This is a genomic window from Candidatus Amarobacter glycogenicus, assembly GCF_016704105.1.
GTDB lineage: Bacteria > Chloroflexota > Dehalococcoidia > Tepidiformales > Tepidiformaceae > Amarobacter > Amarobacter glycogenicus.
The window spans coordinates 33,157-50,573 of sequence record NZ_JADJAT010000022.1; the positions used below are offsets into that span (position 1 = coordinate 33,157).

Consider the following 17,417-nt stretch of genomic DNA (forward strand, 5'->3'; position numbering starts at 1 on the left):
AGCGGGATTGCCCGGTTGCGCTAGGATGCGTGCTCGGGGAGGCCGCTGCGGATGTTGCCACGGATCCAGTACGCGCCAACCTCAGACGGAGCTTCCATTGCTTTCTGGGCGCTCGGCGATGGCGTGCCCATCGTCCTGATGTATCCCCCCGGCTTCAGCAATATCCAGTTCGAATGGGACATCCCCGAATTCCGCGCCACCTATGAGAATGTCGCCGAATGGGCGACGGTAATCCGGTTCGACCAGCGGAACCACGGCCTCTCAGAGCGCGGGCTCGCCGGGGTCTCGCTCGACTCCTACGAGCATGACCTCATGGGTGTTCTCGACCGGCTGGAGATCCAGCGTGCGCACCTGTTCGCCGCGAACGATGCCGGTAAGGTCGCCCTGGTTTTCGCCGTGAAACACCCGGACCGCGTCGCGTCGCTCTCCCTCTTCCGCACGAATGCTGGCCCGGCCACTTCGGCGCCCTCGCCCGGCTGGACCTCGCTTGTCCCGCTGATCAGGCACGATTGGCACCTCTTCACCAACCTGATGGCGACGGCACTCAACGGTCTCGACGACGGCGAGCAAACCTCCCGGATCGCGCAGTTCATCCGCGAAAGCGTGACCGCCGCGGAGTTCGAGTCGGCAGGTTCGGCGTTGGCGGCCATCGATGTCCAGGGGGTGTTACCGGAAGTGAAGGTACCGGTCCTCGTGATGCACCGCATGGACACGCCGTTCTTTCGCATCGATACCGCTCGCCAACTGGTCTCGACGATCGCCGATGCGCGTCTTTCGGTGCTGCCGGGGAAGTCGCCAATTGCCTGGGACAACGCGGTCGTTGAGGCGGTCCGCGCTTTCGTCCTCGAGGTCGCGGCGGCCGAAAACCGGGCCCGCTTCGGCCTGCGTAGCGGCAACGCCTTCCGCACGATCCTGTTCACCGATATCGAGCAGCACGGCGACCTCCTTCGCCGGCTCGGCGATGCGGGCGGCCGCCGGCTCTTGCGCGAGCACGAGCGCATCACCCGCGACGCCCTCCGCGCCCACGGAGGCAGCGAGGTCAAGTCCATGGGCGATGGGTTCCTCGCGTCCTTCGGTTCTGCCCAGCGTGCGCTGGAGTGCGCGACCACCCTCCAACGCGCCCTCCGCGAGGAGCTCGGCACCGAAACGGAGGGGCTGCCGAACGGCCTCCGTGTGCGGGTCGGAATCAACGCCGGCGAACCCATCGCGGAAGACGACGACCTCTTCGGCACTGCCGTCATCGCGGCCGCGCGGATCGCTGCACTTGCCGAAGGCGGCGAAATCCTGGTCGCCAACGTGGTACGCGAACTCGTGGCGGGCAAGGGGTTCTTGTTCAACGACCGGGGCGAACAACCACTCCGCGGCCTGGAAGATCCCGTGCGCGTCTGGGAACTCCGCTGGTAGCCTTCACCACGCCTTTCGCATGCTTACCCTCGTTATTGGCCGCCCTGCTACCGTCTTCTCAGGTATGCGCCGTTTCTCGTTCTTCCTCATAGCGGTCGTCCTCACCGCCCTGGCCTGTTCCGATGCGGGCGAATCGAGCGTCAGCGCGGCCTCCGATGCGAGCATCGACTGGGAGGCCTGCGGCCAGAACGAATGCGGCACGCTTTCCGTCCCCCTCGACTACGCGAAGCCGGATGGCGCAACGATCGAACTGTCGCTCGTCCGCTACAAGGCGCGGGACCCGGAGCGCCGCATCGGTGTCTTGTTGGCGAACCCTGGCGGCCCTGGCGCGTCCGCCAACGACTTCATGCGTATCTGGCGCTCGATCGTCTCCAGCGAACTGCGCGACCGATTCGACTTCGTTTCGTTCGACCCGCGCGGAGTTGGTGATAGTTCGCCGGTGGTTTGCCACGACAACCTCCAGGACCTGGTCGCGGCAGACCCCGACCCGGATACCGAAGCGGAATGGCAGGAAGCGAAGGCGGAATCGAAGGAGTTCGCGGATAACTGCGCGAAGAAGTACGGGGCGGTTCTTCCCCACCTCGGTACGAAGAACGTCGCCCGGGACATGGATGCGATCCGGGTGGCGCTCGGAGAAGAGAAGCTGAACTACGTCGGCTACTCGTATGGCACTTCGCTCGGCGCCGTCTATGCCGACATGTTCCCGGGGCGGATCAGGGCGATGGTCCTCGATGGTGGGACGAACCTCTCGCTCGACTTCGCCGAGGTGAACCTCACCCAGATGATCGGGTTCGAGCGGGCGTTCCAGGCCTACCTGGACAACTGCAAGGAGAAGTCCTGCGCGCTGGCGAAGAACGGCGACCCGCGCACAGCCGTCGAGGCGATCATCGCGAGGGCGGAGCTGAAGCCCATCCCTTCGAAAGACGCCGACCGGCCCGCCGGTCCGGGCGAAGTCCAGCTCGGCATCATCTCGGCGATGTACAGCACCTTCAGCTGGAATTCGCTGACGCAAGCGCTGGTCGCTGCCCAGGGTGGCGATGGGAGCGGCCTGGTGGACCTCACCGACGAGTACCTTCAGCGCGATGGAAGCGGCGACTATCCGAATCTCATCGAAGCCAACGCTGCCGTGAACTACGTCGATCAGGTATGCCCGAAGGACCCGGACGCATACCGCAACCTCGGCGATGAGTTCGCGAAGCAGGCGCCGACGTTCGGGCGGTCGGCCGCTACCGCAGGCCTCACATGCGCCTACTGGCAGGCCGCGCCGGACGCGGTGCGGGCGCCTGAGGCCAAGGGCGCGCCGCCGATCCTGGTCATCGCCACGACGAACGACCCGGCGACTCCGTATGAGTGGGGCAAGGCACTCAGTGAACAGCTCGATTCGGGCGTCCTTGTGACTCATCGTGGCGAAGGCCACACGATTTACGCCCAGGGCAACAAGTGCATCGATAGCCTCGTGAACGCCTATCTCCTGGCTCTGGCGGTGCCTGCCGCGGGCACCACCTGCGGCACGGGGGCCCTCCCGCCGGGCCAATCGGCAACGGCGACGCCATCGAGCCCTCCGACCGAGGGCGCGGGCACGCCTGCCGCCGCCTCGCCGACGGCGTCGCCGCGCGAGTCCCCCCGGCCGCCGGCAACTGGTGACGCCCGGGACGATGGCTCGCTCACGGTTGGCCTGTGGGCGGCCGGCGCGGTGCTCGCTGCGCTCCTGGCGGGAGCACTTTCCGTTCTTGTCATCCGGCGGAACTGAGGTGGCCCGTGGCCCTGAGTGATTGACCGCGTAGACTCGGCCTAACCCCACCCGTGGAGGCATTGATTGGCCGAGGCCACGTCTCGAGCTGGGGCGGCGCGCATCTGGCGGCCGCGCACGATCTTCTACGGCTGGTGGATCGTCTTCGCGGGCGGCGGGTTGCAGATGATGGTCGCCGCCCTGATGGGCCAGGCCTACGGCGCCTATGTCGTCCTTCTCCGCGATGATTTCGGCTGGAGCAAGACGAGCCTCGCGGCCGCCTCATCCCTGCGGGAGGCGGAGAGCGGCATCCTTGGCCCGCTTCACGGGTTCATGCTCGATCGCTTCGGGCCGCGCGCAGTCTCGCGCCTTGGCGTGGTGATCCTCGGGATCGGGTTCATGCTTTTCAGCCAGGTGCAGACGCTGTGGACGTTCTACGGCGCGTTCCTCGTGATGGCCGCCGGGGCCAGCATGTGTGGCTTTCTGACTGCCACGACGGCCGCCGTGAACTGGTTCGAACGGCGGCGTGCGACCGCGATCAGCCTGACCTCCGCCGGGTTCGGTCTCGGGGGCATGCTGGTGCCTCTCACCGCGCTTTCGATGGAGAACTTCGGGTGGCGCAATACGGCGATACTCTCAGGTGTCCTGGTGTGGGTGGTGGGCTTGCCGCTCTCGCAGTTGTACCGCCACCGGCCGCAGGACATGGGCCTCGAACCCGACGGCGTCCCGCCCAGGACCCAGGCGACACTCGTCGCGGCCTCGGACGTTAGCCCCGGAGGGACCGACTTCACGCTGGGTGAGGCCCTCCGCACCTCGTCCTTCTGGTGGATCGCGCTGGGCCACACGTCCGCGTTGTTCGTCGTCTCGTCGATGGGTGTGCACCTGGTTTCGCATGTGCGGGAGAGCCAGGGCTACAGCCTCGGTCAGGCGTCGACGGTGGTCCTGATGCTCACGTTCGTCTTCATGTGCGGGAACATCAGCGGCGGCCTGCTCGGCGACCGTGTGAACAAAAGGCTGCTCGTGGTGACCTGCATGGTGATGCATTGCATCGGCCTGCTCCTGCTCTCGCATGCCGTGAACTTCTGGATGGTGCTCGCCTTCACGGTCGTCCACGGGCTGGCCTGGGGCTGGCGCGGCCCCCAGATGACGGCCATCCGCGCGGACTACTTCGGACGGTCGGCATTCGGCCGGATCATGGGCGCCTCGAATGTGGTGATCATCCTCGGGACGATCAGCGGCCCCCTCATCGCCGGCCTGCTTTACGACCGTACCGGCAACTACCGGATTGGGTTCGACATCCTGGCAGCGATAGCCCTCACCGGGTCCGTGTTCTTCATGCTCGCGAAGAAGCCCGCGCCGCCGGAACGGCGGAGCCGGCTGGCGGAAGCGTAGTGCCGGGCCGCGCTGTAGCCGGGCTCGCCTCTGCTATGCCTTGAGCCAGTAGAGGTGGTTGCCCCGCATCACCTTCGCCAGGCGGCCCTGTTCGAAGAGGAACTCCAGGTGGGCGAGGGTTTCCCCGACGGCGGCGCGCTGCATGTGGGGTTCGAAGTCCTTGAGCGTGCCAGTCGCCCACTTCACGCGGCCCGCCACGTCCCAGCCGGTCGAACCGCCTGAGTCGACGCAGTTGACCATCTCGTTGAGCCGCTCCTCGTGGTGACCTTCGATCTCGTGGATCCGCTTCTTCAGGTCATGGATTTCGAACTCGTGGGCCGGGAGGACGATATCGACATCGAGGTCCACGAGGAGATGGAGCGAACGCATGTAGTCCCCGAGCGGGCTGCCGTGGGTCTGCGTGTTGATCGAGACGTTCGGGGTGATCGTGGGGAGGATATGGTCGCCGGTCAGCAGGATCTTCCGGTTCGGTTCATACAGGCAGATGTGCCCCGGGGAGTGTCCCGGCGTCCAGATGATTTCGAAGTCGAAGTCTCCGACTTTGAAGGTCTCGCCACCCTTGACCTGGGTATCCGGCGGGACCGCGGCGACGTTGCCGATCATCCCCATGGAGCCGCGAGACATCCCGGAGGTGTCCATCGGCGGGACGCCATTGCCCTCCATGAACTTCGCCATTTCGTCGACGAGCCCACGAGGGGCGAAGTAGCGGGCAGTGATGACTTCGGCGTCTTTCTCGTGGAGGACGACTTCGCAGCTCGATAGCTGCTTGAGCCGCCCGGCCATGCCGTAATGGTCGGGGTGGACATGGGTGACGACGAGCTTGTTGATGCCCGACGGATGGGAGCCGTGCTCCTTCATCCCCTCTTCGAGGGCGGCATAGGCGCTATCCGTGTTCCAGCCGCAGTCGACAAGGACGGTGTCGTCGCCGTCCTTCAACAGGTAGGGGAGCACATAGGGAAGGCCCTTGGTGACGCGTGGGTGCGCCTCGAGCTGCTGCCGCAGCATCTTGGCGTCTTCGAAAGTGAACTGTGGGAAGGGCGTGAGCAGCTGGTAGATGCCATCGATGATCTTCATGGTGTTCGCCCGGGCCTCTCGTGGCTCGCCGTCCGCGGTCGCGGTTGGCGGCTCGCCGATACTACAGGAACGGGCGGTGAGCCGCCCCTCGTCAGCTGGCGGCCAATGCCCCGGCCCAGAGCAAGCCGAGCACGAGGTGGTAGCGCGCGGTCGCCTTCAGGACGGGGTTGAGGTCTCGTCCAGAGGTCCCGCGATGGATGGGGCGGTACACCAAAATGCCCAGGGGGATGCCCGCCCCGAGCGCCGCCGCCCCGAACGGCGCCTCGGCCAGGAGGCCGGCAGCCATGGCGGCCCAGGCCGCCAGCAGGAGGATGCCGAACCAGCGGCGCGTCCCCCGGTAGCCCATCACGACACCCAGGGTGGTCTTGCCCGCTTTCCGGTCGGTCGCGATGTCGCGCAGGTTGTTGACGACGAGGATGCAGGTGACCGTGCATGCCACCGGCAGCGCCGCCAGGAGGGCGAGGCCAGTCACCTCGCGCGCCTGGACGAAGTACGTGCCCATCACGGCGACGAGCCCGAAGAAGACGAACGTGAACAGGTCACCAAGGGCGTGGTAGCCAATCGGCCACGGCCCACCGGTGTAGACGATGGCCCCGGCGATGCTTGCCAGGCCGACGGCGACGACGGGCCAGCCGGCGACGGCGGTGAGATAGACCCCGCAGGCCATCGCCACCGCGAAGGCGGCCCACATGCCGAGCTTCATCCTTGTGGGCGAAAGCAGTCCGAGCTGGGTCGCCCGGGGTGGTCCAAGCCGCTCGGAGGTGTCGGCGCCCCGTTCGAAATCGAAGACGTCATTTGCGAAGTTGGCCCCGACCTGGAGCGCGAGGGCGCCGAGCAGCGCTCCGAATGCGGGCCCGGCCGCGAACGCGTCGTCGTGAAACGCGGCTGCCGAGCCCACGAGGACCGGCGTGACCGCCGCGGTGAGCGTGGGAAGGCGCACGGCCATCTTCCAGGCTGCGAACCGCCCGGCAGCGGGAGCGGCGGCAGCGGTCACGCGCGCACCGCGGTGATGGCCTGGATCGCGCCAAGCATGGGGCGCTTCTTCTGGATTCGGCGGAAGCCGGCGGCCATCAGCATTCGCACCATATCCTGCTCCGCTGGGAGGTAAACGGCCGATTGAGGGAGATACCGGTACGCCGGGTCGCGGCCGATCCAGCCACCGATCCTTGGCACCATCCGGTCGAAATAGAGACTGTGCCCGAAGCGAATGACGGCGTTCCGCGGGCGGTCTACTTCGAGCAGTCCGATGCGTCCTCCCGGTTGGATTACGCGTCCCAGTTCCTGGAGGACGGGTTCGATGGCCGTGAAGTTCCGGAGGGCGAAGCCCGAAACGGCCACGCTGAAGCTGCCATCGGCGAAGGGCAGGCGCAGGGCGTCTCCCTGGACCCAGAGGCCGAGCCCGGGAGTGCGTTCGCCGGCGGCCATCAGCATCCCCCGCGAGAAGTCGAGTCCGACTGTCTGTGCGGCGCGCCCGCGGCAATGTTCGGCGAAGTCTCCAGTCCCGCAGGCGAGGTCCAGGACGCGGTCCCCCGGCCCGACGGCAAGGCGTTCCACCAGCTCACGCCGCCATCGCTGATCGGCGCTGAAGGTCATCAGCCGGTTGACGCGGTCGTAGCGCGGCGCGATCCGGTCGAACATCGCCCGGACGGAGGCGGCTTTCTCTTCGGGGCCAGGGAGCACGCTCACAGCAGGCACATCTTCGCTCGGAACTTTCTTATGAGAGGTAGGGGCGCTGACTTTCCAGAGAACCGCGAGGGGCGATGGTGGCCTCACACACAACCGCATCCCTGGAGGAGTGAATGAAGCGTCGGATACTTGTGCTCTTTGCGATGATGGCCGTCCTGGCGGCCGCCGCCTGTGGTGGCGAAGACGACGACGGCGAGCAGTCGTCGAACCCGGACGGGACGGGCAAGCCGGCAGAACTCACACAGGTCACGGTCGGGTACATACCCTTCCTTATCGATGCCCCTTTCTTTGTGGGTATCGAGAAGGGGTACTTCGCCGACGAAGGGTTGGAACTGAAGCTCGAACGGATCGCGGGCGGGGCCGACATGCTCCTCCAGACCGCGGCCGGCAACTTCGACATCGGTTCGGGTGGCATCGGAGTTTCGCTTTTCAACGCCGCTGGTGCGGCGATCAAGTCGGGCAAAGAGGTCCCGTTCGAGGTGGTCGCCCCGCTCCACCACGAGAAGGCGCCTGTTGCCACCCCGCTGGTCGTGAGCAAAGAACGGTATGACTCGGGGGAACTTACCAGGGTCAGTGACCTCAAGGGCAAGAAGGTCTCGATCAACGCCCCCGGGGCCTCCATCGAGTACTGGCTCTACCGCGCGCTGAAGGCCGGTGGGCTGAAGTACACGGACGTCACGGTGGTGACAGTCTCGTTCGCCGAAGTCTCGGCTGCCCTGAAGAACAAGAGCATCGACGGGGCCATGCTCGGCGAGCCCTTCACCACGCTTGGGGAAGACCAGGGCCTGGTCCGGGTCCTCAGCGAAGACTTCGTCAACGGCGATCAGCCGACCGGTGTCTACTGGAACCGGGCCTGGGCGAAGAAGAACCCAGAACTCGCGGCCGGATTCCTTCGCGCGTACCTGAAGGCGGTCGCCGACCTCGAGAACGGGGGCTGGCAGGACCCGGCAACGCTCGCAATCCTGGAGAAATACACGCAGGTCCCGGCGGATGTCATCAAGCGGGCGGCGCGGCCGTACAACGATCCGCAGGGCAAGCTGAATTTGGAAGGATTCCGCGACCAGGAGCGCTTCTTTCGCGGGCTCGGCCTGTTGACCTATGACGGCGAGCTGGACTTCAGCCTCTTCATGAAGACCAAATAGCAGCTCAATGGACGTGTCCGGCGAGCTGAGCATCCGCGGCCTCACCGTCGACTACGGTGGGGCGGGCGGTGTGCGCGCGCTGCAGGCGCTCGACCTCGAGGTCGAACCAGGATCGTTCCATGCCATCCTCGGCCCGAGCGGGTGCGGCAAGTCCACCCTCATCAAGGTACTGGCCGGGCTCATTCCGCGGACGGCCGGCGAAGCGCGCCTGCCGGGCGATGGTTCGGTTGCCTATGTCCCCCAGGGGAATTCCTGTTTCCCATGGCTTCGGGCCGAAGAGAACGTCGCTTACGGGCTCAAGCTTCGCGGAGTCGGGCGGCGGGAACGGGCCGAGCGGGCAAGAGACATTCTCAAGAGCCTCGGACTCGAACAGTTCTCCCGGGCGTTCCCGGGACAGCTGTCCGAGGGCATGCGCCAACGGGTCGCGATAGCGCGGGCGTTCGCCGTCGAAGCGCCGCTCCTCTTGATGGACGAGCCGCTTTCCGCGCTGGACTTCCAGACGAAGATCGCCGTGCAGGCGGAACTCGTCGACCTCTGGCGCGATCGCCGCTGCACTGTGCTTTACGTCACCCATGACATCGACGAAGCGCTCACCCTGGCCGACCGCGTTTCCGTGCTCTCGGCGCGGCCAGGGCGGGTGGCGCTCACGGCTGAAGTCCCGTTCGCGCGCCCCCGGCACCAGGCAGGGCTGCGCGAACAGCCGGGCTACGCGGCGGCGTTTCGAAAGCTGTACGAGGCGATCGAAGGATGAGCGCGCCCATGAGGGTCCTTCGAGCCATCGCGATCGGCCTCATCCTGCCGGTCGCACTCGTGCTTCTCTGGCAGGTTGCCTCGTCTCGCGAGTGGATCAACTCGTTGTTCTACCCGGCGCCGTGGGATGTGATGCAGCGCACCTGGGACCAGGCGAGCGGCGGCAAACTCCCACACGACGCACGCGTCACGACGGGGCGCTTGCTCGCCGGTTTCGCGCTCGGCGCGGCCCCCGGGCTGGCCGTCGGGCTGGCAGCGGGCGTTTCGCGGACCATCCGCCAGCTCCTTTACCCTCTCGCGACTGCGCTCTACGTGGTGCCCCGGATCGCGATGCTGCCGCTCGTCCTTGTCGCGTTCGGCCTGAACGACGAGGCACGGGTGTTCATGGTGGCCTTCAGCGTGTTCTTCATCGTCTTTTTCAGCGCGCTTTCCGGCGTCGAACAGGTCGACCGCATCTTCGTCGATGCTGCGCGAGCCTTCGGCGCCGGGAAGGTCCGGCTTGCGGCGACCGTCTTGCTCCCGGCTTCGGCGCCGGCCGTCTTCGCTGGCTTGCGCGTCGCGATGGGGTTCGCCCTGATCGTCATCGTCGGGACCGAGTTCCTCGCCGCGAATGACGGCCTTGGCGCGCGCATCTGGCTGAGCTACCAGATCTTCGACTTCCCCTCGATGTATGCCGGCATCATCGCTGTCACGGCGCTTGGCGTGTTGCTTGCCTGGGCGCTCCTCGCGGTGGAGTGGCTGGCGGTGCCGTGGCGCCGCTAAGCGCGGCAGACAGCCGGTGGAGCCATTCCAGCCGTTCCCGATGCCACTTGCTGGCGAGCCCGCTCGAACTGGGGATGACCCAGGAGACGGTTTTGCCGATGCGCTCCGGCTGGGCGCCGTATTCGCGCCGGACGAGGTCCTTCGCCCTCAGTCCCAGGGCGTGCCGTCCGAACAACTGGTAGATCCCGCGCCCGCTGAAACAGGCGATGGTGGGCTGGTGTTCGAGCAACTCGGCGTGCAGGCGAACCGCGCCGTCTGCGATTTCGGCGGTGGTGAGGTGTTCCGCCCGAACCGTCGGGCGGCAGCAGAGGTCCGTGAAGCCGATACCGGCCTCTGCCGGCAGAAGTTCGTCATCTTCCGGCCGCACGTCGCGCCCGGCGAGTCCCGATTCGCTTAACTGCGGCCAGAAGCGGTTTCCCGGCCGCGCGTAGTAGTGCCCGGCTTCCGCGGAGTAGATGGCGGGGTTGTATCCGATGAAGACCACGCGCAGGCCCGGCCGAAGCAGGTGTGGAAGCGTTGGCCCCGCCCATGTCATGGCCAGGTTACTTCGAACTTCACGCGCGGGTCCGAGAGATGGACGGCTTCGACTGTCAGCGAGGTGACCTCGTCAGGTGGGAATTCAACGACCCAGTGGACTTCGATCGTCGTCTCGTGGTGTTCGATGATCGTCGTGAGCGGTTGCCCCGCGACGGTAGCCTCGGTGGCCTTCTGCCAGTCATCCAGTTCCTTGAACTCGAGCGTGAAGTCCGTGGCTTTCGGCTGCCAGGGGTCGTTGCTGTGGACTTCCAGGTGGGCGAAGAAGTCTTCGCGACGCATGCCGGAGGCCGCTTCGCCGAGCGGATCCGACGCCTGCGAGACGTCCAGCAGGATGATGGACTTGCCGCCCGCCCGGTAGGTCTCGTTCACGCCGACGACGGTCTCGCCGTAGTAGTGCTTGAGGATGGGGGGGAGGGCATAGACGCCGACCATGATCCCGGCGAGGACCCCCAGCACGGCTCCCCAGGTGAGGCAACCCGCCCGCTTCCCCCGCTCTTCGGAGGGTTGCTCAATCGGCCGGCGGACTGGTTGGGTCACCTCCCTATTGAGCAACGACCGCCGGTCAATGAGCAACGAGCGCGCCCATGGTGCGGCGGTGCGATGCCGTTCGACTGCCGAGCGCCAGCGGAGTGCGCGGCGTAGAATCCCGGACGATGGAACGCGACGAAATCCTCAGCACAGCGGCGGCGATCGCGGCGGACCAGCCGGGCGGCACTCTCGCCACAACTCACGCGGAGGACGGCACCCCCTACGTCACGTTCGTCCTCTTCCACCTTCGCCCCACGGGTGAAGTGCTCTTCGGAAGTAACTCCCGCCCCCAGCACACCAGGAACATGGCGGCGACGCCCGAGGTTTCGTTCCTCATCGACAACCGTGAAGTGATCCGCGGCGACTGGACAGCTTTCAACCGGATCGTTATCGAAGGCCGCGCGGAAGAAGTCTCGAAGGATGAGCCGGGGTACCCGGGGCTCCTCGCCGAGCTGGCCGAAAAGAGCCGGATTGCCGCCGTCTTCACAGACTCTGGCATCCTCTTCAGACTGGTGCCGCGGCGGCTGGTGCTGATGAAGGGCTTCGAGCCCGCTCGCAACGTCGTCGAATTCCGCTAAGCCCGCGGCCCCGCGAGGAATTCGATCCCCCTCCGGATGCCGGCTTCCCCGAATCCCGAGAGCACTCCCCGGGAAACGCCCGAAACGGGCGAGTGCGTCTCGCCGTCCCAGGCCGCCAGGCGTACCTCGAGGCATGGCGCCGCCCGCCCGCGCAGGACCGCGGCGAGCGAATCCAGGTCCTCCGGGTCGAGACCGTCAGTGACGAGGATGGCCGGGGCTTCACTGGCTCGCAGCGCGACGACCGCGTCGACGACTGTGTGGAAGTGGACGAGTGCCGCGCTTTCCGGGAGGGCGGGCGCGGCCAGCGAACGCGGCACAAGTACGAGCACGGCGCTCACAGGGCTGGCCCGCCGGCGTAAATTGGGCGGTCGCCGGTGATGCCTTCTGCGACGAGGGCGCTGAGAGCATCGCCGGAGATCCCCAGGAGTTCACTGAACACCTCGCCATTGTGCTCGGCGAACATCGGTGCTGCACGGCGAATCGTTGCCGGCGTCTTGTCGAACCGCCATGCGAAACCGGGGAACATCCGCGTCCCGGCGAGGGCGTGGCGGACGGGCACGAAGTAGCCGCGGTCGTTCAGGTGGTTGTCGGCGAACAGTTCCCAGTTCGCCATCACGGGCGCCGCTGCGAGCCCAGCGCGCTGCAGTTCATCGGCCGCTACGAGGTGGTTGCGGGTTATCAGCCAGGCGCGAAGGGCATCCTCGCCGGCGCCTCCCGTAATCGTGGCGAGCCGGGCGAGTTCCGCGTTATCGCGGATGGTCACGGCCAGCCAGCAATCCTTGCCCGCCGCCGGAAAGGCGCCCTGCAGGACGTAGCCTTCGCCCCACTGTGATCCCTTGGGCACCGGGGATTCGCCCGTGACGGAGTACCGCAGGAAATCCTGGGCGAGGAACGGTTCAACCGCTTCGAGCAGGGCCATGTCGATCCACTGCCCCTTTCCGGTGGTCCGGCGTGCGTGCAGCGCCGCGAGGATGGCGACGGTGGCGTGGTTCCCGGAGACCGGGTCGGCATAGAAGCTGCCCGTCCCGAAGAAGCGCGTCTCGTCGTATCCAAGGATGCTGCCGAGCCCGCTCGTCGTCTCGATGTTGCTGCCGTAGGCGGAGTAGGCTCGCTCGGGGCCGGTGCCCCCGTAACCGGAGAGCGAGCACATCACGATCCCGGGGTTCGCTGCGCTGAGTACAGGGTAGTCGAGCCCCAGCTGGGCCATGACGCGGGCGGCGTTGTTCTCGAGCACGACATCCGACTGCTTCACCAGCTCGATGAACAGCTCCTTCCCCTTCGGTTTCGAAAGGTCCAGCGCGATGCCGCGCTTGTTTCGGTTGAGCTTGTTGAAGTAGCCCGCCCGGTTGAAGAAGTCTGGCCAGATGTCATCGCCCGGGTAGATGAGCGCGCGCGTCGCCGGTTTCGTCTGCAGCTCGATCTTGACGACGTCGGCGCCGAGGTCCGCGAAGTGGCGCGCGGCGATGGGCCCCGCCCAGTTCGCGGTCAGCTCAATGACCCGGAGACCGGAGAGGGGGCCGGCCGATGTCCGGTCCCCGGTTTCGGATGCCCGTTCGGCGGGTGGTGGGGGTAGGGCATCCCAGGAGAAATCATCGTGCTCCCCGAGCGCGGGCGCCCGCCCTGGAGGCTCGCAGGGGGTGCCCATGAGCTTGTAGGGAAAACCAGGCCCGGTAAACGTCTGTCCGCCCGCTGCGACCTTACCGAACCACTCCCGTGCTGCGAGCTGTTCGCTCGCCGCAACATCGGCCATGGTGTTCACCGGCGACGCCGCAATTCTCAGCTCCTGGCAAGAGTGATAGATTTCGTGTTTCGTCCGCGTCGCGCACCACGCTTCAAAGGCTGCGAAGACCTCGGGGAAGCGCGCGGCCCAGTTCACCGGGAGCTGCAGCCCTTCATCCTCCAGGAGGTCGAACCGCTCCATCAGGACGAACAGGTTGGGGTAAGCCGCGAGGTTGAAGATGTAGACCCAGCCGTCGGCGCAGCGAGCGTAGAGGCTCCCGTTTCGGCGTTGGACGGCGCCCTGGTGAGTCCACATTGTGGTGAGCCAGGCGTGGTCGTTGAGGCACGCTTCCTGGTGGGAGATCTCGACGCGCTGGCCCTCACCCGTTTCGCGCGCATGTCGCAGCCCGGCCATCGCCGCGACGCCCGCGTGGAGGCCCGCATGGAACTCCGCCTGGTGGCCGGGCAGCGAAAGCGGCTCTCGGGCCGGGTCCCCGGCAAAGTAGAAGAACCCGCTCGTGGCCCATTCCGTGAACGGCGTCGCCTGCCAGTCGCTCTTCTCCCCCGAGCGGCCGTACGGCGAAAGTGAAACGACAACGGCGGCCGGGTTCGCCGCGGTTGCCATGCGCTCCAGGCGTTCGGCCTCGATCCCGAGCAAGTCGTGTACGACGATGTCAGCCCGTTTCAGTGCCTCCGGAGGCACCGCAGCCACAGCCGGTGCGACGAAGCTGAGCTTGCCGGCGTTCAGGTAGTTGAAGAAGGCGCTTTCGCCGCCCGCCAACGGTCCCGCCAGGCGGAGCGGGTCACCGCCGGGCGGTTCGAACTTGATGACGGTAGCGCCGAGGTCGGCGAGGAGACGGCCACAGTACGGGCCGGCGACGCCGCGGGCGAACTCGAGGACGACGACATCACTCAGGGCTGACATGGCCGGGAAAGGTAGCAGGTTTCGGCCGCCGGCGAACACGCCGGTTGACCGGCCCCGCCTGCGCGGCCACGATTCCTCAACGCGCGTGACTGACCCCGACCACCAACGCCACGATCCGCTCCAGGCTCTTCGCCAGCCCAACTTCGCGATCTACGCGGTGGGCCGGCTGCTGGCGACCGTTGCGATGACGCTGCTGAACGCGTCGATCGCCTGGCAGGTGTACGAGATCTCCGGATCGGCCTTCCAGCTGGCCATGCTCGGGCTGGCCCGCTTCGTGCCATCCCTCGGGCTGAGCCTCGTCGGCGGAGCGTTCGCCGATAGCCATGACCGGCGCAGGATCGTCATGGCCGCCCAGACCATCCCACTGCTGTGCTCCGCAACGCTGTTCCTGGCGACGATAAACGGCTTCACGGAACTCCCGCTCTTCTACGGCCTCGTGCTCCTGATCGCGCTCGCTGCCGCCTTCGAGAACCCGGCTCGCCAGGCGCTCCTTCCGCAGGTGGTGAGCAAGGCCGCGTTCCAGAACGCGATCATCGTGAGTTCAACCATCCAGTCGCTGGGGTTCGTCACCGGCCCGGCGGTTGGCGGTCTCCTGATCGGGTTCTTCGGGGTCGATTCGTCCTACGCAGTCCACATGGCGCTCATCGCGGGTTCGCTGGCCGGACTTTCGGTGCTGCGGACCGCACCCGCAGAGGGCGCCCGGCGCGCGGTGAGTTTCGCGGCCATCAAGGAAGGCGTGCAGTTCGTCACCCACCGACAGGTCCTTCTCGGGGCGATGACACTGGATATGTTCGCGGTGATCTTCGGGGGAGCAACAGCCCTCTTGCCCGTGGTCGCGAAGGACATCCTGGAGGTGGGGCCGAAGGGATACGGCGTGCTTTCGGCATCTCTCGAGGCGGGAGCACTGCTCATGGCGCTCTCGCTCGTCGTCCTTCCGCCGATCAAGCAGGCGGGTCGCGTGCTCATCGTCACCGTCGCGCTCTTCGGGCTTGGCACGATTGTGTTCGGGCTCTCACGGAACATCTACCTTTCCGTCGCGACGTACATGTTCATCGGGATGGCGGACCAGGTGAGCGTGGTGCTGCGGCAAACGGCCGTGCAGTTGAGCACCCCGGATGAGCTGCGGGGCCGGGTGAGCAGCGTGAACATGCTGTTCATCGGCGCATCGAACCAGCTCGGTGCGGTCGAGTCCGGACTGGTGGCGGCCGTGACGAACGCAACGTTTGCCATCGTCAGCGGCGGGATCGGGTGTCTCGCTGTCGTGGGCATCGTCTGGGCGAAGCTGCCCGAACTGCGCGCCTACCGGATAACACCCCACCCGGCATCGCCCTCCTCGAACGAGGAGGGCGACGGGGCAGCGCCAGCGGATGTGCAGCAGGCGGCGAGTTAGTTTGTCTGGCGGGCAGTCCCGGCCGACGTCGTGCCTTCGACGATGGCAGCTCCGGACACGACCGTGCCCATCTCGCTGAGCATTGCCGCGGCAGCGAGACCGACGACCGTGAACTCCTCTTCACGCTGCCGGAGGAGCGCGATGCCGGCGGTGACCAGGAAGAGGTAGAAGCTGATCTCGGCCACCCCGCTGCCATTCTGAAGGTTCCACCCACTGCCCGTGTCGAACGCGGCGGCGCTTGCCAGATGAAGGACCGCACCGAGGATCCCGAGGTAGCCGATGTACGCGGGGAGTGCATGCGTCTGGAGAATCAGCCGGGCGGCCGCGAGCATCGCGATTGCTGCCGGGAAAGCCGAGAGCGCCAGGATCCCCCACGCCAGGTCTCGTGTCAGTCCGGCAGTGTCGCCGGTGACACTGTCAGCCCGATACGCGCCGACCGCGAATGTGCCCAGGGCGACGAGGACGATGGCGATAGCGGCGAGGGAGGTCAGCAGGAAGGTAGCGCTCATCATGGCGGCTCCGCCTTCAGCCGCCCGCAGCCGCGAATAGATGACAACCAGGAGGGGGATCGTCAGGGCGATCCCCAGGCCGAGGAGGTACGACCCGGTCAGTGCCAGGGCACGGTTGTCGGCCAACCAGGTCGCCATCTCGCCGCCGCTCTCGTCGATGGTCGGAGAACCGAGAGTGATGGCCTGGCCCACGATCGCGATCACGATCCCGAGGAGGCCGCTGAGGATGAGCAGTTGCCGGTTCGACTGGAACAACGGAGTTCACTCCTATGTCAGTGATAGGAACAATCTATACCTTAACAAACCGGCGTCAAGAGCCCGAGTCCACCGACGACTGGAAACACAGCCACCGCCCGCTGCACGTGCGGCTGCGGTCAAGCAGGCCCCGGCGGCTGACCCTACGGGAGGAAGAGCGTGCCCTCCGCAACCTTCACCACTCCCCCGCCCACGGTGACCCGGGTGATAGCGTCCGCAGCCCCGGTGACAGTCACCTCGATGTCGCTTGGGCGGCCCATTTCGTGTCCCTGTCGAAGGCGGATGCTGCCCGGTGGGAGCACTCCCTGGTTCACCAGGTAACCGGCGAGTGGTCCGGCTGCACTCCCGGTCGCGGGGTCTTCGAGGGTGGCGCCGTTCACCAGGAAGAACATTCGGCCGCGGACGTCGCTTTCGGCGTCCCGTTCGATCGAGAAGAGGTAGACCGCCTTGTGGAACGCATCGCCAAAGTAGCGCGTCATCGCGGCAGCGTCGGGCCGGGCCGCAGCCAGGTCGTTGCGGTCCCGTAGCGGGACATAGAGGTAGTCCACCCCGGCTCCGCCGTTCAGGATCGGGAGCGAAGCGTGCACAGCCTCGGCGCCGAGTGAGACCAGCGACGCGGCCTCCTCCCGGTTGGCCGCCGCCTCCCAGTAGTTCGGGACGCGCTGCTGCATCGTCGCCCGGCCCGCCATGCCGTTCGTGACCTCGACCGACACCGGTGTCGGTCCCACGCCGAGTTCAAACACCAGGTCGGCCTTCCCGCGTTCGGCCCCGAGGACGAAGCCGGTCCCAACGGTTGGGTGGCCGGCCATCGGCAATTCCTGGCCGGGCGTGAAAATGCGTACGCGGGCGTCATGGTCCGGGTCGGTGGGCGGCAGCACAAAGGTCGTTTCGGAGAAATTCATCTCGCGGGCGATGGCCTGCATCTCTGCATCGGCGATCCCCTCCGCCTCTGGAAAGACCGCCAGCTGGTTACCTCCGAAGGGCCGGTTCGTGAACACATCGACCTGGACGAAGCGGTACTTGCGCATCGGATGAGT

The 17,417-nt window shown here is 66.6% G+C and carries 17 protein-coding genes; 8 read left to right on the forward strand and 9 right to left on the reverse strand.

Going from position 1 to position 17,417, the window contains the following annotated elements:
- Positions 1 to 51 precede the first annotated feature (51 nt).
- From IPG14_RS17490 to IPG14_RS17500, 3 genes are all read left to right on the forward strand, one after another.
- Entirely contained in the window at positions 52 to 1,404 is a 1,353-nt protein-coding gene (locus IPG14_RS17490; protein ID WP_343392675.1) for an adenylate/guanylate cyclase domain-containing protein, read from the forward strand.
- Between the two features lie 19 nt (positions 1,405 to 1,423).
- Positions 1,424 to 3,154: an alpha/beta fold hydrolase gene (locus tag IPG14_RS17495; RefSeq protein WP_343392676.1), complete on the forward strand. Its 1,731-nt coding sequence runs from the start codon at positions 1,424 to 1,426 to the stop codon at positions 3,152 to 3,154.
- A gap of 66 nt (positions 3,155 to 3,220) precedes the next feature.
- Positions 3,221 to 4,525 (forward strand): MFS transporter, encoded by a 1,305-nt coding sequence (locus tag IPG14_RS17500; protein ID WP_343392677.1) that lies wholly within the window; start codon positions 3,221 to 3,223, stop codon positions 4,523 to 4,525.
- Between the two features lie 33 nt (positions 4,526 to 4,558).
- Here the strand turns inward: IPG14_RS17500 and IPG14_RS17505 are convergent, their stop codons facing one another.
- From IPG14_RS17505 to IPG14_RS17515, 3 genes are all read right to left on the reverse strand, one after another.
- A complete protein-coding gene (locus tag IPG14_RS17505; protein ID WP_343385686.1) occupies positions 4,559 to 5,599 on the reverse strand; it encodes an MBL fold metallo-hydrolase in 1,041 nt (346 codons plus the stop codon).
- Between the two features lie 91 nt (positions 5,600 to 5,690).
- On the reverse strand, positions 5,691 to 6,593 hold the full coding sequence (locus IPG14_RS17510) for a 1,4-dihydroxy-2-naphthoate polyprenyltransferase (protein WP_343392678.1): 903 nt from the start codon (positions 6,591 to 6,593) through the stop codon (positions 5,691 to 5,693).
- Positions 6,590 to 7,285 (reverse strand): ubiquinone/menaquinone biosynthesis methyltransferase, encoded by a 696-nt coding sequence (locus tag IPG14_RS17515; protein WP_343392679.1) that lies wholly within the window; start codon positions 7,283 to 7,285, stop codon positions 6,590 to 6,592. The genes IPG14_RS17510 and IPG14_RS17515 overlap by 4 nt, the downstream gene beginning before the upstream one ends.
- Positions 7,286 to 7,398: 113 nt before the next feature.
- On the opposite strand from IPG14_RS17515, the gene IPG14_RS17520 reads away from it, so the two are divergent.
- From IPG14_RS17520 to IPG14_RS17530, 3 genes are read left to right on the forward strand one after another with little or no spacing between them, the layout of a single operon-like run.
- A complete protein-coding gene (locus IPG14_RS17520; RefSeq protein WP_343392680.1) occupies positions 7,399 to 8,427 on the forward strand; it encodes an ABC transporter substrate-binding protein in 1,029 nt (342 codons plus the stop codon).
- Positions 8,428 to 8,440: 13 nt separating this feature from the next.
- Complete coding sequence (locus IPG14_RS17525) at positions 8,441 to 9,178, forward strand: ABC transporter ATP-binding protein (RefSeq protein ID WP_343392681.1); 738 nt, start codon at positions 8,441 to 8,443, stop codon at positions 9,176 to 9,178.
- 8 nt (positions 9,179 to 9,186) lie between these two features.
- Entirely contained in the window at positions 9,187 to 9,939 is a 753-nt protein-coding gene (locus IPG14_RS17530) for an ABC transporter permease (RefSeq protein ID WP_343392682.1), read from the forward strand.
- On the opposite strand, the gene IPG14_RS17535 is transcribed toward IPG14_RS17530, so the two are convergent.
- Positions 9,866 to 10,474: a mismatch-specific DNA-glycosylase gene (locus IPG14_RS17535; protein WP_343392683.1), complete on the reverse strand. Its 609-nt coding sequence runs from the start codon at positions 10,472 to 10,474 to the stop codon at positions 9,866 to 9,868. The two genes, IPG14_RS17530 and IPG14_RS17535, sit on opposite strands and share 74 nt — an antisense overlap.
- Entirely contained in the window at positions 10,471 to 11,013 is a 543-nt protein-coding gene (locus tag IPG14_RS17540) for a hypothetical protein (protein ID WP_343385679.1), read from the reverse strand. The genes IPG14_RS17535 and IPG14_RS17540 overlap by 4 nt, the downstream gene beginning before the upstream one ends.
- Before the next feature lie 116 nt (positions 11,014 to 11,129).
- Here IPG14_RS17540 and IPG14_RS17545 point away from each other — a divergent pair, with 116 nt between their 5' ends.
- The gene (locus IPG14_RS17545) at positions 11,130 to 11,582 is read left to right on the forward strand and encodes a pyridoxamine 5'-phosphate oxidase family protein (protein WP_343385678.1); all 453 of its coding nucleotides are present in this window, start codon (positions 11,130 to 11,132) and stop codon (positions 11,580 to 11,582) included.
- Here IPG14_RS17545 and IPG14_RS17550 read toward each other — a convergent pair.
- Positions 11,579 to 11,920: a hypothetical protein gene (locus IPG14_RS17550; protein ID WP_343385677.1), complete on the reverse strand. Its 342-nt coding sequence runs from the start codon at positions 11,918 to 11,920 to the stop codon at positions 11,579 to 11,581. The two genes, IPG14_RS17545 and IPG14_RS17550, sit on opposite strands and share 4 nt — an antisense overlap.
- Positions 11,917 to 14,226 carry a CoA transferase gene (locus IPG14_RS17555; protein ID WP_343392684.1) on the reverse strand — a complete coding sequence of 770 codons (2,310 nt, stop codon included), beginning with the start codon at positions 14,224 to 14,226 and terminating at the stop codon, positions 11,917 to 11,919. The genes IPG14_RS17550 and IPG14_RS17555 overlap by 4 nt, the downstream gene beginning before the upstream one ends.
- Before the next feature lie 85 nt (positions 14,227 to 14,311).
- Here IPG14_RS17555 and IPG14_RS17560 point away from each other — a divergent pair, with 85 nt between their 5' ends.
- The gene (locus IPG14_RS17560) at positions 14,312 to 15,616 is read left to right on the forward strand and encodes an MFS transporter (RefSeq protein WP_343389431.1); all 1,305 of its coding nucleotides are present in this window, start codon (positions 14,312 to 14,314) and stop codon (positions 15,614 to 15,616) included.
- Here IPG14_RS17560 and IPG14_RS17565 read toward each other — a convergent pair.
- Together IPG14_RS17565 and IPG14_RS17570 are read right to left on the reverse strand one after the other, a co-directional pair.
- Positions 15,613 to 16,380, reverse strand: coding sequence for a DUF4386 family protein (locus IPG14_RS17565; protein ID WP_343385674.1), 768 nt, complete (start codon positions 16,378 to 16,380; stop codon positions 15,613 to 15,615). The two genes, IPG14_RS17560 and IPG14_RS17565, sit on opposite strands and share 4 nt — an antisense overlap.
- A gap of 143 nt (positions 16,381 to 16,523) precedes the next feature.
- Positions 16,524 to 17,408: a PhzF family phenazine biosynthesis protein gene (locus IPG14_RS17570; protein ID WP_343392685.1), complete on the reverse strand. Its 885-nt coding sequence runs from the start codon at positions 17,406 to 17,408 to the stop codon at positions 16,524 to 16,526.
- Positions 17,409 to 17,417 lie beyond the last annotated feature (9 nt).

Excerpts from the sequence above, each read along its gene's own strand:
- IPG14_RS17490 (WP_343392675.1), top strand. The coding sequence starts at position 52 with ATGTTGCCACGGATCCAGTACGCGCCAACCTCAGACGGAGCTTCCATT.
- IPG14_RS17495 (WP_343392676.1), top strand. The coding sequence starts at position 1,424 with ATGCTTACCCTCGTTATTGGCCGCCCTGCTACCGTCTTCTCAGGTATG.
- IPG14_RS17505 (WP_343385686.1), bottom strand. The coding sequence starts at position 5,599 with ATGAAGATCATCGATGGCATCTACCAGCTGCTCACGCCCTTCCCACAG.
- IPG14_RS17520 (WP_343392680.1), top strand. The coding sequence starts at position 7,399 with ATGAAGCGTCGGATACTTGTGCTCTTTGCGATGATGGCCGTCCTGGCG.
- IPG14_RS17530 (WP_343392682.1), top strand. The coding sequence starts at position 9,187 with ATGAGGGTCCTTCGAGCCATCGCGATCGGCCTCATCCTGCCGGTCGCA.
- IPG14_RS17535 (WP_343392683.1), bottom strand. The coding sequence starts at position 10,474 with ATGACATGGGCGGGGCCAACGCTTCCACACCTGCTTCGGCCGGGCCTG.
- IPG14_RS17545 (WP_343385678.1), top strand. The coding sequence starts at position 11,130 with ATGGAACGCGACGAAATCCTCAGCACAGCGGCGGCGATCGCGGCGGAC.
- IPG14_RS17555 (WP_343392684.1), bottom strand. The coding sequence starts at position 14,226 with ATGTCAGCCCTGAGTGATGTCGTCGTCCTCGAGTTCGCCCGCGGCGTC.
- IPG14_RS17570 (WP_343392685.1), bottom strand. The coding sequence starts at position 17,408 with ATGCGCAAGTACCGCTTCGTCCAGGTCGATGTGTTCACGAACCGGCCC.